Source organism: Salinisphaera sp. PC39 (assembly GCF_040361335.1).
GTDB lineage: Bacteria > Pseudomonadota > Gammaproteobacteria > Nevskiales > Salinisphaeraceae > APNM01.
In genome coordinates, this window is the sequence record NZ_APNM01000012.1 from 86,401 (window position 1) to 111,472 (window position 25,072).

Below are 25,072 nucleotides of genomic sequence, written 5' to 3' on the forward strand. Positions count from 1 at the left end.
GGCGGCCGATGCACGAGCGAAATCTCCGCGAGTTGGCCGCCGGCCTGGCCGACGGCAGCTACTCCGCCGTCGAGCTGGCGCGGCACTACCTGGACCGGATCGAGCGCCTGGACCCGCGCCTGAACAGCCTGGTCACGGTCTGCGACGAACGTGCCCTGGCGCAGGCCGAGGCAGCCGACGCGCGCCGGCGGGATGGCGATGCCGGCCCGCTTGCCGGGTTGCCATTGGTCCACAAGGACATCTTCTGCACCGAGGGCGTGCGCACGAGCTGCGGCTCGCGCATGCTGGACAACTTCGTCGCGCCCTACGACGCCACGGCCGTGGCGCGCCTGGATGCGGCCGGCACCGTGACCCTGGGCAAGTCGAACATGGACGAGTTCGCCATGGGCTCGTCCAACGAGACCAGCTACTACGGGCCGGTGCGCAACCCCTGGGACGAAAGCCGGGTCCCCGGCGGCTCCTCCGGCGGTTCCGCCGCGCTGGTGGCCGCGGGCCTGGCGCCGGCGGCCAGCGGCACCGATACCGGCGGTTCCATCCGGCAGCCGGCGGCCCTGTGCGGGGTCACCGGCCTCAAGCCCACCTACGGCCGGGTCTCGCGCTACGGCATGATCGCCTTCGCCTCCAGTCTCGACCAGGGCGGCTGCTTCGCGCGCTCGGCCGAGGACTGCGCCTTGCTGCTGGCGGCCATGGCGGGTTTCGACGAGCGCGATTCCACTTCCGTGGACCGGCCGGTGCCGGACTACGCCGGGGGATTGGGCACGGATTTGAAGGGCCTGAAGGTCGGCCTGCCCGCCGAGTACTTCGCCGAGGGCCTGGAGGCCGGCACCCGGGCGGCGGTCGAGGCCGCGGTCAGGGAACTGGAGGGGCAGGGCGCCGAGATCGTCGAGATCGCCCTGCCCAACACCCGGTTGGCGGTGCCCACCTATTACGTGCTGGCGCCGGCCGAAGCCTCCTCGAACCTGGCCCGTTACGACGGCGTGCGCTACGGCTACCGCTGCGCCGATCCCGAGAACCTGGAAGACCTGTACCTGCGCAGCCGCGGCGAGGGTTTCGGGCGCGAGGTCCAGCGCCGGATCATGGTCGGGGCCTATGTGCTGTCGGCCGGCTATTACGACGCCTATTACCTCAAGGCGCAGAAGACCCGGCGCCTGATCGCCGACGAATTCCGCCAGGCCTTCGAGAAGGTGGACGTGATCGCCGGGCCCACCACCCAGGGACCGGCCTTCGCGCTGGGCGAGAAGGCCGACGACCCGGTGGCGATGTACCTCAACGACATCTACACCATCCCGGCGAACCTGGCCGGGCTGCCGGGCATGTCGGTGCCCGCCGGCTTCGTCGACGGCCTGCCGGTCGGCATGCAGTTGCTGGCGCCCTGGTTCGAGGAGCAGCGCCTGCTCAACGTCGCCCATGCCTATCAGCAGACCACCGACTGGCATACCCGGCAACCACCCGGATTCGAATGAAGACTAACCACAGAGACACAGGGAACACAGAGAGTCCGCGAAAAGAATTTTTGAGTCTTCTTGCTCTGTGTCCTCTGTGACTCTGTGGTTGGATTTTTAAGGACTTGGACATGAACTGGGAAGCGGTCATCGGGCTGGAGGTCCACATCCAGCTCGCCACGCGCAGCAAGATATTCTCCGGGGCCTCCACGGCCTACGGCGCCGAGCCCAATACCCAGGCCAGCGCAGTCGACATCGCGCTGCCCGGCGTGTTGCCCGTGATCAACCGCGAGGTGATCCGGATGGCGGTGATGTTCGGTCTTGCGATCGAGGCCGACATCGCGCCGCGCTCGGTGTTCGCGCGCAAGCATTACTTCTATCCGGACCTGCCCAAGGGCTACCAGATCAGCCAGTACGAGCTGCCGATCGTCGCCGACGGCCGCCTGGAGATCGCCCTGGACGACGGCGAGACCAAGACCGTCGGCATCACCCGGGCCCACCTGGAGGAGGATGCCGGCAAATCCCTGCACGAAGGCTTCACCCGCTATACCGGCATCGACCTGAACCGCGCCGGCACGCCGCTGGTGGAATGCGTCTCCGAGCCGGACATGCGCTCGCCCGCGGAGGCCGTGGCCTACGCCCGCAAGTTGCATTCGCTGGTGCGTTATCTCGGCATCTGCGACGGCAACATGCAGGAGGGGTCGTTCCGGGTCGACGCCAACGTCTCCGTGCGTCCGGCCGGCCGGGCCGAGTTCGGCACCCGGACCGAAACCAAGAACCTAAACTCCTTCCGTTTCCTGGAAAAGGCCCTGACCTACGAGATCGAGCGCCAGATCGACGTGCTCGAATCCGGCGGCACGGTGGTCCAGGAGACGCGTCTGTTCGATCCCGCGAGCGGCGAGACCCGGACCATGCGCACCAAGGAGGAGGCGCACGACTACCGGTATTTCCCCGACCCGGACCTGCTGCCGGTAGCCGTCGACGAGGCCCTGGTGGCGGCGGCGCGCGAGTCGCTGCCGGAGTTGCCGGACGCCAAGGCCCGGCGTTTCGTCGAGGCATACGGCCTGTCCGCCTACGACGCCGCCCAGTTGACCGCCACGCGCGAGACCGCCGACTACTACGAGGCGGTCCTGGCGGGCTTCGCCGACGACCCCAAGCTGGCCGCGAACTGGGTGATGAGCGAGCTGTCAGGCGCCCTGAACCGGGACGGCCTGGAGATCGGCGACTCGCCGGTCGCCGCCGGCACCCTGGCGGGATTGCTGGCACGCATCCAGGACGGCACCATCTCCGGCAAGATCGCCAAGGATGTCTTCGAGGCCCTTTGGGCCGGCGAGGGCGCGAGCGCCGACGAGGTGATCGAGGCCAAGGGCCTGAAGCAGATCACCGACACCTCGGCGATCGAGGCCTACGTGGACGAGGCGATCGCCGCCAATCCCGACCAGGTCCGGCAGTACAAGGACGGCAAGACCAAGATCGTGGGCTATTTCGTGGGCCAGGTGATGAAGGCCTCGGGCGGCAAGGCCAACCCGCAGGAGGTAAACAAGCTGCTCAAGGAGAAGCTGGACCGCGCCTGAGAGGGTGTCTACAAAACTACTGCGCTCGGCATCTCGAGTGCCGGCGGTGCTCGGGATCCTCACGTATTGCGACATACGCTGCGGTCCCTGCGCTCCGACGGCACCCAACCTGCCGTCGCTCGCTACGTTTTGTAGACACCCTCTGAGAAGGTGTCTGAGAAGGTGGTTGCAAACGACGGCGCTTGTCCGCCACGTTTCGTGAACACCCTCTGAAACGGAGGAGTCCGACCATGCGCCGACCCATCATGCCGTTGGCGGCGGCCCTGCTGCTGACGGCGGCGATGACCACCGCCGGCTGTGCCTGGCTGCGCTATCGCGCCGCGGAACCCCCGAGTGTCGCCTTGGCCGGCGCCGAGCTGGTCGAGTTCTCGATGACCGGGCAGCGGCTGCGTCTGGACCTGCGGGTCCGCAATCCCAACGGCTTCGAGCTGCCCCTGGCGGGGTTGGAATACACGCTCGCCGTGAACGACAAGCCGCTGGCCAGCGGTCGCAGCACGCGCGCCGTGACCCTGCCGGCGGACGGCGAGACGACGGTGCCGGTGACCCTGGAAGCGAACCTGATCGAATCGGGGATCATCACCGGCTTCGCCCAGGTGCAGGCCTGGCGTAAGGCCGGCGGTGCCGAATTCGACTATGCCCTGTCGGGCAAGCTCAAGCTCGCCGACCTGTCGGCCGCGATGCCTTTCACCCGTACCGGCTCGGTTTACGTCGACCTGTCCGACTGGTAACGCGACCCGGCACCGCCGGGCACGGCCGCCAGCCGGCGGCGGGTGGCGTCGTTGGCGCCGGGGCCCGGCTCCGGGCGCATCTCCATCAGGCCCAGGGCGCGACCGTCGCTGTCGCGCACGGCCATTTCCGCGATCGGTTCGCCGTTGGTGCGCGCGATCAGCCGCACCGGCGGCTCGCCGTCGTGCGTCCAGCGATCGCCCCACTGCATCAGCACCACCAGTACCCGGAAGAGGTCGGCGCCCTTGCGGGTCAGGTGGTACTCGGCCCGCTTGCCCCCGGGCGTCAGGGACACGCGCTCCAGGATGCCGTGCGCCGCCAGGCGGCGCAGGCGGTCGCTGAGCACGTTGCGGGCGATCCCCAGGTTGGCCTGGAAGCTCTCGAAACGGCGCACGCCCCAGAAGGCCTCGCGCAGTATCAGCACCGTCCAGCGGTCGCCGATCGCATCGACCGCGCGTGCCACCGAACAGCTCATGGTCTCGTTGCCGGAGTGCATCGCCGCCTTAAAAGTTGCAATTTGAAATTAATAGTATTAAAAAACGTTTCTAAAGGCAACTTAAAGGATGTGTCATGCCCGATTCCCGCACGCCGGCGCGCCGTTTGCGCGACGCCGGCATCCTCGCGACCTTCCGCGGTCTGGATCGTGTCCTGCCGCCGGCTGCTGCGGCGCTCGCCTATCGCCTGTGGACGACGCCCGGCCCGACACCGGCGGATTCCGTGCGGGACTGGCCCGCCGCCACCGAGAGCGGCTGGGTGGCGACCGCGAACGGCCGCATTCGCACGCATGTGCACGGCGGCGGCGGACCGACGGTGTTGCTGGTACACGGTTGGGGCGGACACGCCGGGCATTGGCGCGAATTCGTGCCGGCATTGACGGCGGCCGGCTACCGTGTGGCGGCACTGGATCACATCGGCCATGGCGGATCGCCGCGGCGGCGCACGAACCTCGCGGAAATGATCGAGTCGGTGCGGGCGGTCGCCCGGCGGCACGGGCCGCTGGCGGGCGTGGTCGGCCATTCGGTCGGGGGCGCGGCGGCCTATCTGGCCGTGGCCGACGGGGTCGAGACCGATGCCCTGGCCGTGATCGGCAGCCCGGCCAACCTGGAGGACATGGTGCGCCTGTTCACCGGCATGCTGGGCCTGTCGGAGCGCAGCGTCGCCGCGCTGCGCCGGCGCATGGAGGATCGCTACGGCTTCGGCTGGGACGATGCCCGCGCCGAGCGCGTGCTGCCGGCCCTGGCCGCCGTGCGCGGCCTGGTCGTGCATGATCGGCGCGATCGCGAGGTGCCCTTCGCCCAGGCCGAGATCAACGCCCGGCACTGGCCCGGGGCGGCCCTGGTCGCCACCGAGGGCAAGGGGCATCGCCGGATTCTCTCCGATCGGGCGGCGGTCGCGACCGTCGTCGATTTCCTGGCCGACGCGGCGGCCGATCCCGTCGTTGTTCCGCGGCGCGCGCGCGGGTAATCTGACGCGTTTGCGCCGGCGCGGCGCGGGCCCAGGGAACGGCCGAACGCGGGGCGCCGGGGGAATCGACGGGACAAGGGATATCCATGATCGACAATCCGCTGATCGAGACGGGCCTGCCCATCGCCCTGATGATCATCATGGCCGGCATGGGCCTGACACTCACGGTCGCCGACTTCCGCCGCGTCTTCACCTTTCCGCGGGCCATGCTGGTGGGCACGGCGGCGCAGATCGCGCTGATCCCGCTGCTGGCCTTCGGTCTGGTGGAATTGCTGGGACCGTCGCCGGCGATCGCCGTCGGCTTGGTGATCATCGCCGCCTGTCCGGGGGGCACGACCTCGAACGTCTTCACCTTCCTCGCGGGCGGCAACGTGGCGCTGTCGATCGTGCTCACCGTGATCGCCAGTCTGGTGACCATCCTCACCATTCCGCTGTTCGCCAACATCGCGCTCGATCTCTACGCCAACACCGACGCCGACGCGCCGGTCCGCCTGCCGCTGGTGGATACCGTGGTCCAGCTCGCGGTGATCGTGGTGATCCCGGTGGCCCTGGGCCTGTTCGTGCGCGCGCGCTTCGAGGAAGTCGCCGCCTGGGGCGAGCGTTTCGTCAGCGTGTTCGGCCTGGTGGTGCTGGGCGCGATCATCGCCGCGATCGTGTTCCAGACGCGCGACCAGATGTGGACCCTGCTGTCGCAGGCCGGCCCCTCGGCGGTCGCCCTGAATGTCGGCGGTATCACCCTGGGGTTCCTGAGCGGCTATCTCGGCGGCATCTCGCGCCGCGACGCCCTGACCATCGCCATCGAGGTGGGCATCAAGAACGGCACCATCGGTCTGATGGTGACGCTGTCCCTGCTCAACGACGCCGAGATGGCGGTCCCCTCGGCGGTCTACGGCGTGCTGATGTTCGCCTTCGGCGGGCTGCTGGCGGTTTACGGACGCCGCACGCGCGGCCGGGATGAGGCCGGGGCGTGACCCTGCGCGGGGTCATGCTGGACCGGCTGCCCCTGGACCGGGGCGACCTGGACTTCGGCGCGCTGGCGCAGGGCCTGGATGGCCTGGATTATCACGATGCCACCCCGCGCGAGGCGGTGCCGCAACGCATCGCCGGCGCCGGGGTGGTGTTCACCAACAAGGTGGTCCTCGATCGCGACACCATCGGGGCGGCCGCGGGGCAGGGGCTGCGCCTGATCTGCCTGATGGCCACCGGCACCGATAACGTCGACGTCGCCGCCGCGCGCGAGGCCGGCGTGGCGGTCACCCACTGCCGCGGTTACGCCACCCCCGCCGTGACCCAGCACGTGTTCGCGTTGATCACGGCGCTGGCGACCCGCCTGCCGGATTACGCGGCCGCCGTGCGTCGCGGCGACTGGGGCGCGGCGGGCACCTTCTGTCTGCTGGATTACCCGATCCGGGAACTGGCCGGCGGCACGCTCGGTATCGTCGGCCACGGCGATCTCGGCCGGTCCGTGGCCGGTGTGGCGGAGGCATTGGGTATGACCGTCCTGGTGTCGCAACGGCCGGGAGGCGACGACCGCCCGGGGCGCGTGCCGTTCGACGAGGTCCTGGCGCGCGCCGACGTGCTCAGCCTGCATTGTCCGTTGACCCCGGAAACGCGCGGTTTGATCGGCGCCGGCGCCCTCGCCGCCATGAAGGAGACCGCCTTCCTGGTGAACACCGCGCGCGGCGCCCTGGTCGACGAGGGGGCGCTGGCGGAGGCCCTGCGGCGCGGCGCGATCGCGGGCGCCGGCCTGGACGTGCTGTCGGCGGAACCGCCGCCGGCGGATCACCCGCTGCTGGCCGGCGACATCCCCAACCTGATCGTCACCCCGCACAGCGCCTGGGGCACGCGCGCGGCCCGCCAGCGCCTGGTCGACCAGCTCGCGGAGAACGTCGCCGCCTTCCGCGCCGGCGAGTCCCTGCGGCGCGTCGATTGATCCATTGATGACTAACCACAGAGACACAGAGCGCACAGAGAAGCCAGTAAAAGTAAATCCCAAAAAGACTCTGTGTCCTCTGTGCCTCTGTGGTTATGAATTCTTTCGTCCCATCTCAGCCTGTCTCCGTGTCGCTGTGGTTGGTGGACTGGCTTGCATCGGGTGGGTGATGCCCCGAGATTGGGGGCTGTCTTTTCAGTGGGAGAGCCCATGGCCCATCAGCAGACTTTGACCTTCCGGCTGGACGGCCGCGGCACGACCGAGATCACGTCTGATGTGGCGGATGCGGTGCGGGCCTCGGGCGTGACCACCGGCCTCTGTCACGTGTTCACGCGCCACACCAGCGCCTCGCTGATGATCTGCGAGAACGCCGATCCCGACGTGCGCGCGGACCTGGAGCGCTGGTTCGGCGAGCACGTGCCCGACGGCGACCCGCTGTACGTACACGACATCGAGGGCCCGGACGACATGCCGGCGCATGTGCGCAGCATCCTCACCGGCATGGATCTGACGGTGCCGGTCACGGACGGGCGTCCCAACCTGGGGACGTGGCAGGGAATCTATCTATACGAGCACCGCACCGGCGCCCACCGCCGCGAGGTCGTCGTCACCGTGCTCGGCTAGGGCGAACCACAGAGGCACAGAGGACACAGAGTGTTATTGAATCTCTCTGCTTTTATACCTTCTTGAATTCTCTGTGTTCTCTGTGTCTCTGTGGTTAATCACATCAATGCCGGAAATGGCGCATCCCGGTGAACAGCATCGCCATGTCCGCCTCGTCGGCCGCGGCCACGACCTCCTCGTCGCGGATCGAGCCGCCGGGCTGGATCACGGCGCGTATGCCCGCCTTGGCGGCGGCGTCGATGCCGTCCCGGAAGGGAAAGAAGGCATCCGAGGCCATCACCGCGCCGGCCACCGCCAGGCCGGCGTCTTCGGCCTTCAGCGAGGCGATGCGGGCCGAGTCCACGCGGCTCATCTGGCCGGCGCCGACGCCCACCGTTTGCCCGTCGCGGGCGTAGACGATCGCGTTCGACTTGACGTACTTGGCCACCCGCCAGGCGAACAGCAGGTCGGCGCGTTCCTCGGCGGTCGGCTCGCGTCGGGTGACGGTACGCAGGCCGGCTTCGTCCAGCAGCGCCAGGTCGGCGTCCTGCACCAGCACACCGCCCGCGAGTTGCTTGAGTTCACGGCGCGGGGCGCTGTCCGCGGCCTCGAGAGGGCCGGTCGCCAGCACACGCAGATTCTTCTTGCGCGCCAGCGCCGCGGCCGCGTCCGTCGCGACCGACGGTGCCAGGATCACCTCAGCGAACTGGGTGGCGACGATCTCGGCCGCGGTGTCGGCGTCCAGCTCGCGGTTGAACGCGAGGATGCCGCCGAAGGCGGAGGTGGGATCGGTGGCGAAGGCGGCCCGATAGGCGGCCAGGGGTGTCTCGGCCACGGCCACGCCGCAGGGGTTGGCGTGCTTGACGATCACGCAGGCCGGGGTGTCGAAGGCGCGCACGCAGGCCAGCGCGGCATCGGCATCGGCCAGGTTGTTGTACGACAAGGCCTTGCCCTGTAGCTGACGGGCGCCGGCCAGGGTGCCCGGGCCGGCGTCGTCCTCGGCGTAGAACGCCGCCGCTTGGTGCGGGTTCTCGCCATAGCGCAGGTCCAGGCACTTGCGGTATTGCAGGTCGAGGGTATCCGCGAAGGGACGGCGCGAGCCGTCCGCCTCGAGGCTGCCCAGGTAGTCCGCCACGGCGCCGTCGTAGGCGGCGGTATGGGCGAAGCCCTTGGCCGCCAGGTGCGCCCGGGTGGTGGCGGCCACGTTGCCCTCGGCGCGTATCTCGGCGAGCACGCCGTCGTAGTCGGCGGCATCCACCAGTACCGTGACGAAGGCGTGGTTCTTGGCCGCCGCCCGCAGCATGGCCGGTCCGCCGATGTCGATGTTCTCGATCGCGTCGGCGGGGGTGCAGCCGGGCCGGGCCACGGTCTCGCGGAAGGGGTAGAGGTTCACCACCAGCAGGTCGATCGGGGCGATGCCGTGCTCGGCCATCACCGGCCCGTCGACGTCGCGCCGTCCCAGCAGACCGCCGTGGATCTTGGGGTGCAGGGTCTTGACCCGCCCGTCCATGATCTCGGGCGCGCCGGTGTGTTCGCTCACCTCGGTCACGGGCACGCCGGCCTCGCGCAGGGTGCGGGCGGTGCCGCCCGTGGACAGGATTTCGACATCCATCTGATGGAGCGCGGCGGCGAGCTCGGCCACGCCGGTCTTGTCGGACACGCTGATCAGCGCACGGCGGATACGGTCGGTGTTATCGGACACGTTGTACGTTCAGTGATTGGTGAGTGGTGATCCGTGATTGGCGCGGCGAGGGACGTGATCCTGCGAATCACGAGTCACCAATCACCAATCACACTATAGAGTCAGAAATCGAGCTGGTACTGCTTCAACTTCTTGCGAAGCGTGCCGCGGTTGATGCCGAGGAGCTCGGCGGCGCGGGACTGGTTGCCTTCGCTGTAGTCGAGCACGCGCTCCAGGAGCGGCTTCTCCACCTGTTCGAGCACCATCCGGTAGAGGCCGCAGGGAGGCTGGCAGCCGTTCAGCGACCGGAAGTAGTCGTTCAGGCTTTCCCTGACATGGTGGCTCAGAGGCTTGTCGGCGGCTTGGTCCTGGCGCGTTCGAGTCATTCTCTTGGGACGGTCGCTGCACCTCGGGGAGAGCGGCTCACTATAACCGTATTCCCCGGGCGGTTAAAGACGCCCGCGACGCGGCAGGGCCGGCGTCAAGACGGGAAGAAGTCGATCGGGTAGCGGCCCCGCCAGACGGGGACGTTCTTGGCGCCGAAATCGAACAGCTTCACGCGGTTCACGATCTTGCTCTCGAGCTCGGGATCGTTCAGCTCGCTGGATACGATCTCGGCGCCGGTGACCTCGCCCGACGGCTGGATCTCCAGGCGCAGCACGACCGTGCCCTGGAGGGCCGGGTTGCTGCGCAGCGCGCGCTGGTACATGGCGAACAGCGCCTGCTTGTTGCGGTCGAAGACCACCTGGATCGACTCCAGGCTGCGCGTGGCCTGACCGCCGCCGCCACCACCGCCGCCACCCGGCGTGCCGACGCGGCCGCCGCCGGCCGGCCCCGCGACGCGCTCGTCGCTGCGTCCGGCCAGCTCGGTGCCGTCGGCGAGTCCGGTGCGCGAGCCGCGGCGGCTCTCGATGCCGGTGCTGCCGGCGCCGGCGTTGCTGGTGATCAGGCGCCGCTGGGTCGAGCGTACCTCGCCCTGCTGCAATTCGCGCTGCTGACGGACGTTCTCGACCGCCTGGTTCTCGCGCAACGCCTCCAGGTCCTCGGAAAAGGCCAGTACGCCGCTTTGCCGGGCCCGGGTACGCGGCGACTCGGTCGGCTGGGGCTCGGGCTGTGGCTCCTGTTGCTGGCGTTCCGGTTCCGGCGTGGGTTCCGGGGGCGGCTCCGGCTGGCGCTGTTCCACGACGAGCCGCGCCAGGCGTTCGGGCACCTGCTCGTCCTCTTCTTCCTGCGGCAGTTCCAGCAGGGGCAGCAGCGGCATCAGCACGCCGAGCAGCAGGATGGGGGCGAGCACCGCGAGCAGGATCGCCGCATAGCGCCGGTCGCCGCTCTCGTCGGCCGACCAGGGCAGGGGTTGTCCCAGTGTCTCCACCGTCGTCTCAGCCGTTGCCGCCATGTCAGCCCTGCCCCTCGCGCATCACCGCCAGCGAGATCCGACCGAAGTCGGCGGCGGTGCAACTCAGCATCACTTTCTTGAGCAGCCGGTAGGGCAGCTTCTCGTCGGCCATGATCGTGACTTCGCGTTGCGGCGGGCCGGCCTCGGCGGCGTCGTCCCCGCCCTCGGCGGCGGGTTCGGGCGGCGGGGCCGCGGCCGCGGGCATTTCCGCCGCCGCGAGCGCCTGCGACAGGGCGGGAATGGTGGCTTCCTCGGAAGCCAGGGCGTCCTCGATGCTGATGATGTGATCGGCGCCCAGGTTGATGCCTTCGCGCGTGACCATGACCACCACGCTCTGCCGGCCCTCGGTCTCCGCCGTGGAGTCGGGCAGCGTCAATTCCTTGGGATTGGGCAGGGTCTGCACATCCGCCGAATTCACCAGCAGGAAGAACACCAGGATGGTGAAGATGTCCATCAGCGACACCAGGTTGAAGGTGTAGCGCTGACGGTGCCGCCGGTGGTGGCGGGCCATGCGTCGGGCGCGGCGCGACAGTTTCACGAGGCGTCTCCGTTGCCCGGTGCGTCGCCGAGCGCGATGTCCGGGAACAGCTCCGCGTTCATGTCGCGGCCGGGTTCGTCCGGATCGGGTACGCGGACCATGCGCACGGTGTCCATCACCTGCACCAGGGTGTCGTAATCGGTATCGGGCTCCAGCAGGATGCTGGCCTCGGTGATGTCGGGGTTCTCCCGCTTGATCAGTTGCAGCAGGGAGGACAGCTCCGCGTAGTCGTGCTCGCCCTCCTCGGTCCGGTCGATGACCCGCAGCACACGTTGGCCGTCGCCGACCACGAGCGTGTCGTCGCGCACGATCACTTCCAGCCGCAGGGTCTTCTCCGGCTCCGCGGTCTGCTCGGCGGCGCCCGGCAGGTTGAGCTCGAGGATCGCCATCCGCGAGAACACCGCGGTGATCAGCAGGAACGGGACCAGGATCACCATCAGGTTCATGAACGCGGTGATGTTCAGCTCCGCCGGTTCCCGACCGTGCCGGAGCCGCCGCTGCTGGAGGCGCTGTCGGATCAAGCCGCGCCCCCCTCGTCGGTCCGCCGGCCGCTATCGGGCGAGACCGTGTTCAGGAACTTGACCGAGGCCATCTCCAGGCTGTCGATGAGCGACGTGGTCTTGGTGCTGAGCAGGGCATGGATCAGCAGCAGCGGGATCGCGACCATCAGGCCGAACGCGGTGGTGTTCATGGCCACCGAGATACTCGCCGAGAGCAGGTCGGCCTTCTCCGCCGGGTCGACGTTGGCGACTGCGGTGAAGGCCTGGATCAGGCCGATGATGGTGCCGAGCAGGCCCAGGAGCGTGGCGATGTTGGCGAAGGTCGCCAGGTAATGGGTGCGCTTCTCCAGGACCGGCATGGTCTCCATGAGGCTCTCCTCCATGGCCATCTCCACGTCCTCGCGGCGGCGGGTGCTGCGCAGACGGGACAGGCCGTAGTTGAGGATGTTGCCGATCTCGGTCTCGTTTTCCTCGGTGGTGCTGCGCGCGCCCTCGTAGTCGCCGCGGGCCAGCAGCGGCTCCAGGCGTTGCCACGCCTTGCGGTTGCGTGCCTCGGTGCGGCTCAGGTACCACCAGCGCTCGATCGCGATCGCCAGGCCCAGCGCCAGGATCAGCACGATCGGATACATGAAGGGGCCGCCGTTCTGAAAGAAGCTGACGATGGTGTTGTAGACCTGCATTTAGTGTCTCCTTGGTTCCCTGCGGCGCGGCACGGGCGCTTCGGGATACTGCCTCAACGGTTCTGTTCGTAGTATTCCAGCCGGCGTTCGAACGCCTCGGGATCGATCGGCACCAGGGGCTCGTCGACCAGCCGGGTCGGTTCGGCGGTCAGCTCCCCCGGTTCGCTCTTCTTCCAGGGCACCAGGGTCAATCCCTTGGGCAGTTCCTGCGCGCCGAAGATGGTCGTACCCCCCCGGGTGGATGTCCGGGCGGATTGTCCGTCGTCGTCCTGCGCGCCGGCGGCCGGGGTCAGCGACAGCGCGAGGATCGCCGTCACAAGCGCCGCTCTAAGTCCGCGATCCATAGTGCCACCTCGTCATCCGGCTGACCGGCGAGCGTCTGATATTGCTGATAATGGGACAGCGCCTCTTGCGGTCGCTGTAGGTAAATATCATACAGAATCCCCAGGTTGAGGTGGGCCGGCGGGTAGTCCCCGTCGGCGTCCAGCGCCGCCTCGTAGGCCGCCTCGGCCCGCTCGAATTCGCCGGCGCGCCGCAACAGCACGCCAAGGCGGTTCTGCCAGGCCGCGTTGTCGGGTTCCAGCTCGACGGCCCGCGCCATGGCCTCGCGCGCGGTCTCGTCGTCGCCGGCCCGCAGGGCCGCCAGGCCCCGGTTGGCGTGTGCCTCGGCCAGTTCGGGGTGCCGCTGTGCGAGTGCCGCGAACCGGCTCTCGGCGGTTTCGTTGTCGCCCGCGCGCAGGGCCGCGACCGCCTCGTCGAAGGCCGTGCGATCCTCGGCGGGCAGCGCCACCGCCGGGGCGGCGCTCTCGGCCTGTGTCGGCTCGGGCTTATCGCCCCGGCCCAGGCCGGCGCAGCCGGCAAGCAGCGCCACCGCCGTCAGGGCGGCGGCGCCTCGGGTCATGTTGTGCGTGTCGTGTCGTTTCATGCGCCGTTCACGGCAGTTGCGCGATGTCGTCGTCCAGCCGCTCCTCGCGATCGTAACGGGCCGGCTGCAGTGTCGCGAGTTGTTCCAGGCTCTTGCGGATCCATTCGTTGTATACCCCGTCCGCGATCCGGTCCAGGTTCGCCTCGTGGATTTCGATGGCCTTCTCCTCGAAGGGGAAGGCCTGCTCCTCCAGCAGAATCTCGTACTGGGCGGCCTCGGTGCCGGAAAGGTCCGGCGGGCGGGGCGCCTCCAGCAGGTCGCGACTGAACTCGTAATAAAGCTGTCCGATGCGATAGGTGGCCGCGGTGGTCACCTCCGCGATGGCGTAGTCGGCGGCCTTGCCGTAGGCGTTGAGCGCCGCTTCCAGCCGCTCCTTCTTGGCCGGCAACGATCGCTTGATCGGCAGGGTGAGCCGGGCCTCGGCGACCGCGGCACGCTTGTCCTCGGCCAGGGCCAGCGTGGCCTCGGCGGCGAGCGTGCGGCTGCGCTCGGTACGGGCGTCGCCGGCGTCGGCGTCGGCCGCGATCAGGCGTTCCCGCCAGCGGTCGGCCGCCGCCTTGTCGCCGACCGCCGCGTTCAGGGCGATCAGGCTCCGGATGGCCTCGATGCGGTCCCCGAACGGGGGATCGTGCGCTTCCAGGAACGTTTCGTAGGCGTCGATCGCGGCGTCGGTGTCGTCGCTTTCCTCATACAGGCGGGCGGCCTGGAGGGCGGCGTCCCGGCGCTGTTCGGCATCGATGTCCTGTTGGCCGCGGACCCGGGCGAACTCGGTAGCGGCGCGGGCCTTGTCGCCGGCCTCCAGGTGCAGGGCGGCGAGCCGCCGCGTGGCCTCGGGGGCGAGCTCGTGTTCCGGGTAGCGCTCGCGGAACGCGGCGTAGAGGGCGATCGCGCGGGATGTCTGGTCGGCCCGGACGGCGGCCGCGGCGGCGTCGAAGGCGGCGGTGGTCCGGATCTCGGCGAGGGCCGGTGCGTCGCCGACGACGGTTTCGCCCAGGCGCAGGAATTCGTCCGCGGCCTCGGCGTCGCGCCCGGCCTCGGCCAGGGCCTCGCCCTGTCGGTAGATGGCGGTGGCGAGGGCCTCGCGCCAAGCCGGGGCGTCCTTGGCGTCGGGTTCGTGCTCCAGCAGCCAGGAGAACGCGGTCTCGGCGGTCTCGTAATCCTCGGCCGCCATCGCCGCGGCACTGCGGATGCGCCAGGCGTTGGCGAGCTGCGTGTCCTCGGCGGGCGGTTCGTGCGCGATCACGCGCCGCGCGATGTCGTCGGCCGCCTGCAGCTTGTCGGCCCGGTAGAGATCCTCCGCCAGCCGTGCCAGCGCCCGGGTGGCCTCGGGCTCGGCGGGATAGGCCTCGGCCAGGCGCAAGGTCGCTTCGCGGACCTTGGGGTCGCCGGCGACGTTCTCCTCGCCGGCGGCCTCGCGCCACGCGAGAACGGCGGCATAGGCGGCCTCGGTGGCGTGCGTGTTGGGCGGCATTTCGTAGGCCACGCGCTCGAAGACCCGGGCGGCTTCGGCATGGTCCCCCGCCTCGTACAGGGTCGAGGCGCGGCGGTAGGCCAGGGTCGGCGCGTCGTCGGTGTCCGGGAAGACCGTCAGGTAGTTGTCGTACCAGGCGGCGGCACGGCGGTAGTCGTCCGCTTCGCCGGTGTCCTGCGCCGCCGCGTGATAGGTGCGCGTGATCTCGTCGAGGTATTCGTTCAGCCGTTCGCGCACCTCGGGCACCGCGAGCGGGTCCTGCCCGTACCAGGTCTCGCCCTCAAGACCATAGTGCCGTACGAAACCTTGCTTGCGTTCCAGTGCCACGCTGCGGAAACCGCCGTCCTCCAACGCCGTGATCGCGGCGATCTCGAAATCCTTGGCTTCGGGGTGCTCCGGATTGCGCTCGGCGAAGGCCAGGGCGGTGTCGGAGGCGTCGGTGTAGCGCTCCTTGTCCATGTAGTGGGCGAACAGGTTGTCGTAGAGCAGGAACTCGTACGGCGCCATGTCCGCGTGGGTGTCGATGAAGGCGGCGGGGGTCAGGCCGTCGCCGAGCTGCGCGAAGTTGAGGGTGATGGCCCGCAGGGTGTCGGTCACCAGCTCGCTATCGGCGGTCTTGAGGCCGTCCAGGTCGGCGCGGCCGGCGGCGTCCAGGCGCGCCGGCGGCAGCTTGCGCCGCAGCGCCGTCGACAGCCGTTCCAGGGAGGCGCGGTGCTCGCCCAGCCGGTAGCGTGCCCAGCCGAGCTTGTAGAGGGCCTGCGTGTAGAACGGCGTGTCCGTGCCGCGTTCCGCAAGCCAGGCGTAATCCTCGGCGGCCCGGGCGTAGTTGCTCAGGATGAAGCGCATCTCCGCGCGGCGAAAGCGTGCCTCCGGCACCAGCTCGGAGCGTGGGTGCTCCTCGATCAGCCGGCCCAGGGCGGTGATCGCGCCGGCGGTGTCGCCGGCCAGCTCGGATGCGCGGGCGACGTTGTACAGGAGTTCCCCGCGGCGCTCGGTGGCACGACTGGACGCCAGGACCTCGCGGTAGAGTTCGATCGCCCGCCGGGCGCCGGGTTTCGGATCGACGGCCTCGACCGCGACTTCCAGTTCCAGGTCGGCGAGACGGCGCTTGACCTTGAGACGCACGTCCGGGCGGTCGGTCAGCTCCAGCAGGCGGCGATAGTTGTCGCGCGCCGTCTCCAGGTCCACCGGCCGCGTTTCCGCCGCGGTTCCCCGGTCCAGATCGAGTTCGCGCTCCTCCAGGGATTCCAGGGTGGCCGGCCCCTGGGCGGCGGCGCCCGCCGTCCAGGCGAGCAGCGCGACGGGGCCGAGGACGCGGGCGAGGGTCATGACGGGCGGGCGAATCACGGTTGCGATGTCCGGGCCGGTGCCGTCCCGTGGCCGCCGAGCGCGTCGATCACGCTCGCCTGGCCGAGGCGGCTGTTGGTGAGATAGGAGTCCAGGTAACGCGCCCGCTCCCGCGCCGCGGCGAGCATGCGGTCGCGCAGGACCTTGCCGTAGTCCGCGATCAGATCCCGGATGTGCGTGCGCAGTTCGCGCAGCCGCGTCTGCAGCTCGCGTACCCGGACTTCCTGCTCGCGCAGCGGCGCCGGCGCGTCGATGCCGGCCCGTGCCAGGGCGGTGCGCCGGCCCTGGAGCGTGGCCTGCAGCTCGCCGAGCCGCTCGCCGCGGTCCAGCAGGCGGTCGTCCAGGGCGATCAGGTCCTGGATCTGGTGGGCGTCGCTGTTGAAGCCGGGACGGCTGATCGCGTCGTGCAGGTACGGCATGGCCGCGTTGCGCGGCAGGCCCCAGCGGCGGGCGAACCAGTCGAGGTCCGGGGCGACGCCGGGCGGTAGTTCGGCGCCGGTCTCGACCGGGTCGCGCAGGCGCTCGATGACCGTCTCCAGGCCGGCGCGCTCGTCCTCCAGCACGTGGATGGCGCGGCTGTAGTAGTCCAGGGCGCGCTCGCGCGAGCCCAGTTCCGCGTAGGCGTGCGGCACCGTGGTCCAGGCTTCCTGGACGGGGGCGGCGGTCGCGGGGCGGTGCACCAGTTCCAGCCAGGGCACCAGGGCCCGCCGGTAGCGTTCTGCCTCGGTCTCTCCGCCCTCCTTGGTCCGGAAACGGTCGGTGTCGCGGAACATCTGCGGCGGGCCGCAGGCCTCGCGCGGCATCCGGCGCAGCACCGGCAGGGTGTCGGGCAGCAGCCGCGCCGGGTCCTCCCGGCAGGCGATCTCCTTGAGCACGGTGTGCTTCTGCGGGTCGCCGTCCGGCGCCAGCTCGGCCCAGCCCAGACCCAGCAGCGCGCGGTCCGCGGCGGGGCCGTTGAGCCGGATGCGCTGGAACAGGGCACGGGCGGTGGCGCCCTGGCCGGTCTCCAGGTAGGCATAGGCCAGCACCAGGTTGGCCTGATCCCGGAGCGCGAGGCCGACGGGGTCGTCGGTGCGCATGGTGCCGACTGCGTTGAGCTCGCCGGCGCCCTCGGCGACCCGGCCGGCGCGGACCAGCGCCACGCCCAGGTTATAGCGCGCGTACGGGGTCAGGTCGCCCTCGACGGCCCGCAGTGTTTCGACCGCGTCGGCGAACCGGCCCTGCGCGATAAGCGCCTGCGCCTCCAGCAGCGGCTTGCGGCCTTCGAGTTCGCCGGGCAGCTCGCCGTGGACGTTGTCCAGGGCCGTCTCGGCACGATCCGGCCGGCCGCGGTGGTGCCAGGCACGGGCGAGTTCGAACCAGGCCCGGTTGCGGCGTTCGGTGTCGACGCGATAGTCGAGGCCGCGGCGATAGCGCTCGGCGGCGGCGTCCAGCAGGCCGTAGGCGGCCAGGTGCTCGCCCAGGAGCGCGTCCAGCAGGAACGGGCCGGGTCCGCCGCGTTCGCCGTCGACATCGTGCGCGGCCGCCAGGAACGCCAGGGGGTCGCCGGTCGCCGCGAGGTAGCGCAATTCCGCCCGTTCCAGCGCCGCGGCGCGGCCGGGTCCCGGCGGCTCGTAGTCGGCGGCCGCGGCGCCCGGCGTCAGCAGGGCCAGGCAGACGGCAATATGCGCGCGCCGTGCCGTCACGGGCGGTCCGCGTGGGTTCGGGGTGTGAATGTCGGCTCGCCCCCGTCGGCGCCGGGATGCAGGTGCAGCTCTAGCAGGCGCGGTCCCTCCGGCTTGTCGATTCGGAACGCGGCCGTGCGGGCGTAGGGTTCGCCGCCGAGCCGCCCGGTCAGGCGCGCCGAGATGCGGTGATCGCCGCTGGCGAGGTTATCGATATGCAGGCGGTGCGCGCCGCCGTCGGCGAGCGCATCGCGCTGCGGGCCGTCGTAACGGTGGGTGGCGACGACGGTGTCGTCGACGCTCAACTCGATCGTTTCCAGCTCGAAGTCGGATAGCGCTTCCGCGGTGACGAAGACCGTCCAGCGTGTCGGGGCGGGGTAGCGGATATCGCGCGCGAGCGCGGTGAACTCGGCCTCCAGGTCGAGGACTTCGGTCTTGACCGACTGGGCCCGGTCTTCCAGGTCGTCGCCGGCCGGTGACGCGGCGAATGTCGCGATCGGCGCCAGACAGGCGAGCAGGCAGGTGAGATGCTTGAGACTTGGCATGGCGTGCGAGTTCGTCAGGTCGCCGCGAAGCTTCTCCGCCGGCGCTGCATGAAGCTGTGTCCTCCGCGCTTCGTTACCTTGTCCGTGGCCGGCTTGCAGGATACTGTCGCCGGGTGGGTATGCCCCGGCCTGACCGGTCTTGTCCCGATGGGGCGGCGACGGGCCGCGTTCCATGCCGAGTATAGACATCTGGCCCGACCTCGTCATGCCCGCGCGGGACACCTATTCCATCAGGGAGACCAGCCCGAGCTGGGCCGCCTCCAGATACTGGTCGAGCCGCTTCAGGCGTTGCCGCCGGCGGTCGCTGTCGAGCGAGGCGCGTGCCGCCACGGTCGCCGCGAGCGCTTCGTCGAGCCGCTCGCGCACGTCGGGGACGCCGCGTCTGAGGGCCTCGGCGCGCGCGTTGCGGTCGCCGGGGGTCGCCCGCGAGGCCTCCAGGGAGCGCAGCAGGGCCTGCAGGCGCGCGCGCTGGGCGCCGTTGGGGGTCGCCATCCCGCGATCGCCGGGCGCCGTGGCGCGCAGTCGGTCGAGAACCGCGCCGAGCTCGGCCACCGTGTCGGGGTCGGCGCCGCCCTTGCCGGCGGCCGCGAGCCAGCGTTCGATCCGGGCCAGCCGGGTGTCGGCGGCGCGCAGTGAATCCGCGAGCGCGTCCAGGCGGTCGGCTTCCGTGGTGTACAGCGTGGATGCATCCGCCGTCGCTTCGCCGTTCGCGATCGCCTCGCGGGCGGTCCGCAGGCGTTCCACCGCCGTCCGGTATGCGTCTCGGGCCGCCTCGCGCTCGCCCGAGCGGGCGAGCGCGTAGGGCAGCGCCACGAGGGCTTCCTGGGCCACGGTGCGGGTCGCGGGGGCCGCGACCGTTTCGCGCCAGGCCACCGCCGCGCGCCGGTAGGCGGCGCGGTTGCTCTCCCGGGCGGCGGCGCCGCCGAGCGCGTCCGTTTCCTCGTCGATATCGCGGCAGTCGACGCGCGGCACCTCGTGGATCTCGGACGTTCCCTCCCAGAGGTCCGGCTCGCTTTCGCGGCACCGTTCCGCCTGCTCGGTGGTCAAGGTCTGGCTGTCGCCGGGATGGGCCAGTTCCGCCCAGCCGAGGGCGAGCGTGGCCTCGCCGCTGAAGGGCCCGTCCAGACGGATGCGTTCGAGTACGCTGCGCGCGAGTCCGCCGCGCCAGTCGCGCAGGAACCAGTAGCCCAACCGGAGGTTGGCGCGGTCCGCGAGCAGCCGGCGCGCCGGGTCTTCGCCCCGGTAGCGGCCGAGGGCGTCGAGCTCCGCCGCGCCGCGTTCCGTCGCCCCGGCGCCGAGCCAGGCCACGCCGAGGTTGTAACGGTCGATCGGGGTTAGTTCCCCGCGTCGGCGCTGACCGGCGAGTGCCAGCGCCGCTTCGTCGAAGCGTTTCTGCCGCAGCAGCGCCCGTGCCAGTAGCGACGCACGCTCGTGCGCGGCGGCGGCATCGAGGTTGCGGGTCATCTGCAGCAATACCCGCTCGGTGCGCCGCGGTTCGCCGGCGCGGTAATGGGCCCGGGCCAGCGCCAGCCAGGCGTCGCTGGCGGCCGGGTCGCGCTGGTGTCCGGCGAGCTCGCGCCGGGCCGCCGCGATCAGGTCGCGCTCGGCATAGATGGTGGCCAACAGCGGACCGCCGTGCACGCCGCGTGCGCGCAGGGCCGCGAGCGCGGCGGCCTCCTCGCCGGTGGCGGCCAGGAAGCGGGCATGCGCTCGGTACAGGTCGTCGGCGTTCCCGTCGGCGGCGGCCGGGCCCGAGATCAGGACCGCGGCGAGCAGGAGCAGGCACCTACGCATGCGTGTCCCCGCCTCGGCGGACGGCGTCCAGGCGACACCAGCCCTCGCGCGTGGCGCCCGGACCGAATTCAAACCAAGGGGTGTACGCCGCGCGCACGGTATCCGCCTGATCTTCCAGGATGCCGGAGAGCACGAGATGGCCGCCCGGAGTGACGCGCCCCGCCAGCAGAGCGGCCAGTTCGACCAGGGGGCCGGCCAGTATGTTTGCGATCAGGATGTCCACGGCGGTATCAGTCCGTTCGCTCGGAATCCCCGTCTCGATTCGCGCGCCGACCGCGTTGGCCTCGGCGTTCTCCCGCGTCGCCGTCAGCGCTTGTGGATCGATGTCCACCGCGACGACCGACCGCGCCCCCAGCAGGGCCGCCGCGACAGCCAGAATGCCGGAGCCGCAGCCGTAGTCAAGCACACGTTTGTGACGGGGCGGGTGGGCGTCGAGCCATTCCAGGCACAGGGCGGTGGTGGGATGGGTGCCGGTGCCGAAGGCCAGGCCGGGGTCCAGGCGCATGACCACGGCCTCTCCCGCGGGCGCGGCCGCCTCGTGGGGACAGACCCAGAGGTGCTCGCCGAAGCGCATCGGCCGGTAATCGTCGAGCCAGGCCCGGACCCAGTCGCGGTCCTCGAGCAGGCGCACGCGCGCGGCCGGCGGTCGGTCGGGGAAGGCGGCCGCGAGCGCCGCCTCGACCTCGCGGGAATCGGTGTCGCCCGGAAACAGGCCGGTGACTTCCGTGTCCCGCCACAACGGTGTTTCGCCGACCCCGGGTTCGTACAGGGGTTCGTCCCGGGCGTCCCGCAGGGTCACGGCCACGGCGCCCGCGCTCTCGAGGGCGGCCTCGGCCAGGGCCGGATTCGCCGCGGCGATCGCGACCTCCAGCCAGGCGGTGCCCATCAGCCCTCCGCGTCGGTACGGAGCAGCCGCTCCAGGTAATGGATATCGACACCGCCCTCGCGATAGGCCGGCTGCTCCAGGATATGGCGGTGGAGGGTGATGTTGCTATGGATACCCTCGACCACGATCTCGGACAGCGCGGTGCGCAGGCGCGCCCGGGAGGAGTCGCGGTTGTCGCCGTGCGCGATCAGCTTGCCGATCAGGGAGTCGTAGTGCGGCGGTACGGTGTAGCCGCCGTAGGCGTGCGAATCCAGGCGGATGCCGGGCCCGCCGGGCGCGTGGAACTTCTCGATTTTGCCGGGCGCGGGCACGAAGGTCCGCGGGTGCTCGGCGTTGATGCGGCACTCGATGGCGTGGCCGCGCATCACGATGTCCTCCTGGCGCCAGCGCAGCTCGTGGCCGGCGGCGACCCGGAGTTGCTCGGCCACCAGGTCCACGCCCGTGACCATCTCGGTGACCGGATGCTCCACCTGGATGCGGGTGTTCATCTCGATGAAGTGGAACTCGCCGTTCTCGTACAGGAACTCGAAGGTTCCCGCGCCGCGGTAGCCGATACGCTTGCAGGCGGTCACGCAGATCTCGCCGATCTCGGCGCGCTGCGCCTCGGTGATACCGGGCGCCGGGCATTCCTCGATCACTTTCTGGTTGCGGCGCTGGATGGAGCAGTCGCGCTCGCCCAGGTGGATCACGTTGCCGTGGGAATCGGCCATCACCTGGACCTCGATGTGGCGCGGGGTCTCCAGGTACTTCTCCATGTATACGGCGGGGTTGCCGAAGGCGCTGGCGGCCTCGCGCCGCGCCATGTCGATCGCGGAGATCAGGCTGGATTCCTCGTACACCACGTGCATGCCCCGGCCGCCGCCGCCGGCGACGGCCTTGACCAGCACCGGGTAGCCGACCTTGCGCGCGATGCGCTTGTTCTCGGTCTCGTCCTCCGGCAGGGGACCGCCGGAACCCGGCACGCAGGGCACGCCCGCGGCCTGCATCTCCTGGATGGCGGAGGTCTTGTCCCCCATCAGGCGGATGGTCTCGGCGGTCGGGCCGATGAACGTGAAGCCGGAGCGCTCGACGCTCTCGGCGAAGTCCGCGTTCTCGGACAGGAAGCCGTAGCCGGGATGGATGGCGCTGGCCCCGGTGAGCTCGGCCGTGCTCATGAGCGCCGCCATATTGAGATAGCTCTGGGTGGCGGGTGGCGGGCCGATGCAGACCGCCTCCTCGGCGAGCAGCACGTGCTTTTGCTCGCGGTCGGCGGTGGAATAGGCGGCGACCACGTCGATGCCCAGCTCACGGCAGGCGCGCAGTATCCGCAGGGCGATCTCGCCGCGGTTGGCGATGAGGACCTTCTCGAGCATGAGTGTCTGCTACCCGATCACGAACAGGGGTTGATCGAACTCGACCGGCTGGCCGTTCTCCACCAGGATCGCCTTGACCTCGCCGCTGACCTCGGCCTCGATCTGGTTGAGCATCTTCATGGCCTCGATGATGCACAGCGTCTGGTCGGTGCTGACCCGGTCGCCGACGTCGACGAACGGCTTGGCGTCGGGCGAGGGCGCGCGATAGAAGGTGCCCACCATGGGCGCCCGTACCACGTGGCCCTCGGGCAGGCCGTCGCCCTCTGCGGATGCCTCCTCGGCCGCGGATTCACCCGACGGTGCGGCCGGCGCCTGGGCCGGAGGCGGCGGCGGGGGTGCCGCGTAGTTGGGCGGTGCCTGGCCGGCGGGCGGATAGCGCCCGATACGCACCGATTCCTCGCCTTCGGTGATCTCCAGCTCGGCGATGCCGGATTCCTCCACCAGTTCGATCAGCTTCTTCAGCTTGCGGATATCCATGAGCCGGTCGGTTCTCCCAGATTCAGTTGCCTTCGGGGGGTGATTCCAGATGCGCGAGCGCCGCGTCCAGCGCCAGGTCGTAGCCGAGCGCGCCGAAGCCGCTGATCACGCCCAGGGCGATGTCCGAGAAGTACGAGTGCCGTCGGAACGGCTCGCGCGCGTGGATGTTCGACAGATGCACCTCGACGAACCGCAGGTCGGCCGCGAGCAGGGCGTCGCGCAGGGCGACGCTGGTATGGGTAAAGGCCGCCGGGTTGAACAGCGCCGCGTCGACGCCTTCCTCGGCGGCGGCGTGGATGCGTTCGATCAGGGCGGATTCGCTGTGGCTCTGGAACGCCACCAGCTCGGCCCCGCGCGCGCCGGCGCGCTCGCGCAGGCGGGTCTCGATATCGCTCAGGGTGGTGCGCCCGTAGTGGGTCGGCTCGCGAGCCCCCAGGCGGTTCAGGTTGGGACCGTTCAGTAGAAGTAGTTTATGCACCCGTGGCCCTGCGTCGCGGTAGCCTGGATTATCGTCGAGTGTGCCGCGTTTGCGCACCGTTGTACAGAAGACGGCAATTGTCCGCAAGTTCGCGCAAGATGACCGCAGTTTGGCAACGCGAAAAGGATTCTTTTTCGCGCCACGAAGCCGGCTCCGGGCACGTTTCCCGGTCGCCGGAGGCTCAGTCCAGGTAGGGTGCCAGGAGGGCGTCCAGTTCCGTGCGGGTCAGCTCGCCCGCGACACGTTCCCGGATCCGTCCCCGGCGGTCGACCAGGATGGTCATGGGCAGTCCCGTGCCGCCATCGAACGCGTCCTGCACCCGGGCCACGCCGGCGGCGTCCACCAGCACCGGGTAGTTGATTCCGTACTCGGCGGCGAAGCGCTCGACCGGTTCGCGCCGGTCCAGGGCCAGGCCGATGATGCGTACGCCGCGATCGCGGTAGGCGCGCTGCGCCGCCACGAGCATCGGGATCTCCTCGCGGCAGGGGGCGCACCAGGTGGCCCAGAAGTTGATCAGCAGCAGGTGGCCGTCCCATTCGCTCACGTGCCGGGTCTCGCCCTGCAGGTCGGGTAGGGCGAAGTCGGGACGGGGTTCCGCGCCGCTTTGCAGCCACCAGGCGAGACCCGCGCCGGCGGCGAGGGCGAGGGCGCAGGCGGCGATGCCCAGCCAGCGGGTCATCGTGCCAGTGCCCGATCCAGATGGGCGATGAAGCCTTCGGCGTCGACCTCGCCGATCAGGCGGTGGTCGCGGCGCTCCTCGCCGCCGGCGCCGAAGAACAGGATGGTGGGCGGCCCGATCACGCCGAACTCGCGCATCAGGGCGCGGTCGGCGGTGCCGTACTCGGTGACGTCGACCTGCAGGGCGGCCACGTCCGACAGGGCGTCGGCCACCCGCTGGCGCGAGAACACGGTGCGCTCCATGCGCACGCATTCGACGCACCAGTCGGCATAGAAGTCGACCACCGCGGGCCGGCCTGCGCGGGCCGCCGCGGCCAGGGCCGCTTCCAGCTCCTCGAGACCGTCCACGCGCCGGAAGACCGTGTGTTCCGCGCCGCTCTCGGCCGCGGCCGCGGTCCCGCCGGTCAGCGGCCCGAGGGGACGCAACGGATCCTTCGCCCCGCTGGCCGCGCCCACCAGCAGGATGCCGGCGTAGATCAGGGCGAGCATGCCGCCGGCCTGGGCCAGGCGCAACGCACCGGAGGCGCGCCGGCGTCGCTCCAGGGCGCCGAGGTGCACGCCGTAGCCGGCCAGCAGGGCGGCCCACATCGCCAGCATGACGGGACCGGGCAGGATCCGCGCCAGCAGCCACCACGCCACGCCGATCAGGATCACGCCGAAGAGCACGCGCACCTCGTCCATCCAGGGGCCGGGCCGCGGCAGGATGCCCCCGCCGACGGTGCCCAGCAGGATCAGCGGCAGGCCCATGCCGAGCCCTAGCGCGAACAGGGCGAGACCCCCGAGCAGCGGATCGCCGCTGCTGCCGATGTAGAGCAATGCGCCGGCCAGCGGCGGCGCCAGGCAGGGGCCCACGATCAATGCCGACAAGAAGCCGAGCAGCGCGGCCCCCCAGATCCGGGGCGGGGCGCCGCCCCCGCC

Annotated in this window: 26 protein-coding genes and 1 other RNA gene; 8 read left to right on the forward strand and 19 right to left on the reverse strand. The window is 70.4% G+C overall.

The genetic code is table 11. From position 1 onward, the window contains the following. The first annotated feature begins 8 nt into the window (after positions 1 to 8). The 4 genes from gatA (at position 9) to PC39_RS12405 (ending at position 3,744) form a co-directional block, all read left to right on the forward strand. The gene (gatA, locus tag PC39_RS12390; RefSeq protein ID WP_353253708.1) at positions 9 to 1,463 is read left to right on the forward strand and encodes an Asp-tRNA(Asn)/Glu-tRNA(Gln) amidotransferase subunit GatA; all 1,455 of its coding nucleotides are present in this window, start codon (positions 9 to 11) and stop codon (positions 1,461 to 1,463) included. Between the two features lie 110 nt (positions 1,464 to 1,573). Continuing rightward, entirely contained in the window at positions 1,574 to 3,016 is a 1,443-nt protein-coding gene (gene gatB / locus PC39_RS12395; protein ID WP_353253709.1) for an Asp-tRNA(Asn)/Glu-tRNA(Gln) amidotransferase subunit GatB, read from the forward strand. A 61-nt stretch (positions 3,017 to 3,077) separates the two neighbouring features. Further along, positions 3,078 to 3,154, forward strand: a non-coding RNA gene (locus PC39_RS12400) — sX9 sRNA. A 92-nt stretch (positions 3,155 to 3,246) separates the two neighbouring features. Then, complete coding sequence (locus tag PC39_RS12405; protein WP_353253710.1) at positions 3,247 to 3,744, forward strand: LEA/WHy family protein; 498 nt, start codon at positions 3,247 to 3,249, stop codon at positions 3,742 to 3,744. Here the strand turns inward: PC39_RS12405 and PC39_RS12410 are convergent. After that, positions 3,720 to 4,217, reverse strand: coding sequence for a winged helix-turn-helix transcriptional regulator (locus tag PC39_RS12410; protein WP_353253711.1), 498 nt, complete (start codon positions 4,215 to 4,217; stop codon positions 3,720 to 3,722). The genes PC39_RS12405 and PC39_RS12410 overlap by 25 nt on opposite strands. 95 nt (positions 4,218 to 4,312) lie before the next feature. Between PC39_RS12410 and PC39_RS12415 the strand changes: the two genes are divergently transcribed. The 4 genes from PC39_RS12415 to PC39_RS12430 all read left to right on the forward strand — a co-directional run bounded on the left by PC39_RS12415 (position 4,313) and on the right by PC39_RS12430 (position 7,763). Next, positions 4,313 to 5,206: an alpha/beta fold hydrolase gene (locus PC39_RS12415; protein ID WP_353253712.1), complete on the forward strand. Its 894-nt coding sequence runs from the start codon at positions 4,313 to 4,315 to the stop codon at positions 5,204 to 5,206. An 86-nt stretch (positions 5,207 to 5,292) separates the two neighbouring features. Next, positions 5,293 to 6,177 (forward strand): bile acid:sodium symporter family protein, encoded by an 885-nt coding sequence (locus PC39_RS12420; RefSeq protein ID WP_353253713.1) that lies wholly within the window; start codon positions 5,293 to 5,295, stop codon positions 6,175 to 6,177. Then, positions 6,174 to 7,139 (forward strand): NAD(P)-dependent oxidoreductase, encoded by a 966-nt coding sequence (locus tag PC39_RS12425; RefSeq protein WP_353253714.1) that lies wholly within the window; start codon positions 6,174 to 6,176, stop codon positions 7,137 to 7,139. Before PC39_RS12420 ends, PC39_RS12425 begins: the two co-directional genes overlap by 4 nt. A 210-nt stretch (positions 7,140 to 7,349) precedes the next feature. Then, positions 7,350 to 7,763: a secondary thiamine-phosphate synthase enzyme YjbQ gene (locus PC39_RS12430; RefSeq protein WP_353253715.1), complete on the forward strand. Its 414-nt coding sequence runs from the start codon at positions 7,350 to 7,352 to the stop codon at positions 7,761 to 7,763. Between the two features lie 103 nt (positions 7,764 to 7,866). Here the strand turns inward: PC39_RS12430 and purH are convergent, their stop codons facing one another. The 18 genes from purH to PC39_RS12520 form a co-directional block, all read right to left on the reverse strand. Further along, positions 7,867 to 9,444 (reverse strand): bifunctional phosphoribosylaminoimidazolecarboxamide formyltransferase/IMP cyclohydrolase, encoded by a 1,578-nt coding sequence (gene purH / locus PC39_RS12435; protein WP_353253716.1) that lies wholly within the window; start codon positions 9,442 to 9,444, stop codon positions 7,867 to 7,869. A 101-nt stretch (positions 9,445 to 9,545) separates the two neighbouring features. Beyond that, on the reverse strand, positions 9,546 to 9,809 hold the full coding sequence (fis, locus tag PC39_RS12440) for a DNA-binding transcriptional regulator Fis (protein ID WP_353253717.1): 264 nt from the start codon (positions 9,807 to 9,809) through the stop codon (positions 9,546 to 9,548). A gap of 95 nt (positions 9,810 to 9,904) precedes the next feature. Next, complete coding sequence (locus PC39_RS12445; protein WP_353253718.1) at positions 9,905 to 10,819, reverse strand: TonB family protein; 915 nt, start codon at positions 10,817 to 10,819, stop codon at positions 9,905 to 9,907. Between the two features lies 1 nt (position 10,820). Then, entirely contained in the window at positions 10,821 to 11,357 is a 537-nt protein-coding gene (locus PC39_RS12450; protein ID WP_353253719.1) for an ExbD/TolR family protein, read from the reverse strand. Beyond that, positions 11,354 to 11,878, reverse strand: coding sequence for an ExbD/TolR family protein (locus tag PC39_RS12455; RefSeq protein ID WP_353253720.1), 525 nt, complete (start codon positions 11,876 to 11,878; stop codon positions 11,354 to 11,356). The genes PC39_RS12450 and PC39_RS12455 overlap by 4 nt, the downstream gene beginning before the upstream one ends. Beyond that, a complete protein-coding gene (locus tag PC39_RS12460) occupies positions 11,875 to 12,537 on the reverse strand; it encodes a MotA/TolQ/ExbB proton channel family protein (protein WP_353253721.1) in 663 nt (220 codons plus the stop codon). Before PC39_RS12460 ends, PC39_RS12455 begins: the two co-directional genes overlap by 4 nt. Before the next feature lie 53 nt (positions 12,538 to 12,590). Beyond that, the gene (locus PC39_RS12465) at positions 12,591 to 12,854 is read right to left on the reverse strand and encodes a hypothetical protein (protein ID WP_353253722.1); all 264 of its coding nucleotides are present in this window, start codon (positions 12,852 to 12,854) and stop codon (positions 12,591 to 12,593) included. Beyond that, positions 12,851 to 13,462 (reverse strand): tetratricopeptide repeat protein, encoded by a 612-nt coding sequence (locus PC39_RS12470; protein ID WP_353253723.1) that lies wholly within the window; start codon positions 13,460 to 13,462, stop codon positions 12,851 to 12,853. The genes PC39_RS12465 and PC39_RS12470 overlap by 4 nt, the downstream gene beginning before the upstream one ends. A gap of 7 nt (positions 13,463 to 13,469) precedes the next feature. After that, a complete protein-coding gene (locus tag PC39_RS12475; RefSeq protein ID WP_353253724.1) occupies positions 13,470 to 16,280 on the reverse strand; it encodes a tetratricopeptide repeat protein in 2,811 nt (936 codons plus the stop codon). Then, positions 16,277 to 17,965 (reverse strand): tetratricopeptide repeat protein, encoded by a 1,689-nt coding sequence (locus PC39_RS12480; RefSeq protein ID WP_353253725.1) that lies wholly within the window; start codon positions 17,963 to 17,965, stop codon positions 16,277 to 16,279. The genes PC39_RS12475 and PC39_RS12480 overlap by 4 nt, the downstream gene beginning before the upstream one ends. Beyond that, a complete protein-coding gene (locus PC39_RS12485; protein WP_353253726.1) occupies positions 17,962 to 18,489 on the reverse strand; it encodes a hypothetical protein in 528 nt (175 codons plus the stop codon). Before PC39_RS12485 ends, PC39_RS12480 begins: the two co-directional genes overlap by 4 nt. 222 nt (positions 18,490 to 18,711) lie before the next feature. Continuing rightward, positions 18,712 to 20,283: a hypothetical protein gene (locus PC39_RS12490; RefSeq protein WP_353253727.1), complete on the reverse strand. Its 1,572-nt coding sequence runs from the start codon at positions 20,281 to 20,283 to the stop codon at positions 18,712 to 18,714. Further along, complete coding sequence (gene prmA, locus PC39_RS12495; RefSeq protein ID WP_353253728.1) at positions 20,276 to 21,169, reverse strand: 50S ribosomal protein L11 methyltransferase; 894 nt, start codon at positions 21,167 to 21,169, stop codon at positions 20,276 to 20,278. Before prmA ends, PC39_RS12490 begins: the two co-directional genes overlap by 8 nt. Next, complete coding sequence (accC, locus tag PC39_RS12500; RefSeq protein ID WP_353253729.1) at positions 21,169 to 22,521, reverse strand: acetyl-CoA carboxylase biotin carboxylase subunit; 1,353 nt, start codon at positions 22,519 to 22,521, stop codon at positions 21,169 to 21,171. Before accC ends, prmA begins: the two co-directional genes overlap by 1 nt. A 9-nt stretch (positions 22,522 to 22,530) precedes the next feature. Continuing rightward, complete coding sequence (accB, locus tag PC39_RS12505; protein WP_353253730.1) at positions 22,531 to 22,998, reverse strand: acetyl-CoA carboxylase biotin carboxyl carrier protein; 468 nt, start codon at positions 22,996 to 22,998, stop codon at positions 22,531 to 22,533. Between the two features lie 22 nt (positions 22,999 to 23,020). Continuing rightward, positions 23,021 to 23,476, reverse strand: a complete 456-nt coding sequence (aroQ, locus tag PC39_RS12510; RefSeq protein ID WP_353253731.1) for a type II 3-dehydroquinate dehydratase — start codon at positions 23,474 to 23,476, stop codon at positions 23,021 to 23,023. A gap of 181 nt (positions 23,477 to 23,657) precedes the next feature. Next, positions 23,658 to 24,155 (reverse strand): TlpA family protein disulfide reductase, encoded by a 498-nt coding sequence (locus tag PC39_RS12515; RefSeq protein WP_353253732.1) that lies wholly within the window; start codon positions 24,153 to 24,155, stop codon positions 23,658 to 23,660. After that, positions 24,152 to 25,072: cytochrome c biogenesis protein CcdA (locus PC39_RS12520; protein WP_353253733.1), on the reverse strand; the 921-nt coding region annotated here is incomplete at its 5' end. The genes PC39_RS12515 and PC39_RS12520, both read right to left, overlap by 4 nt.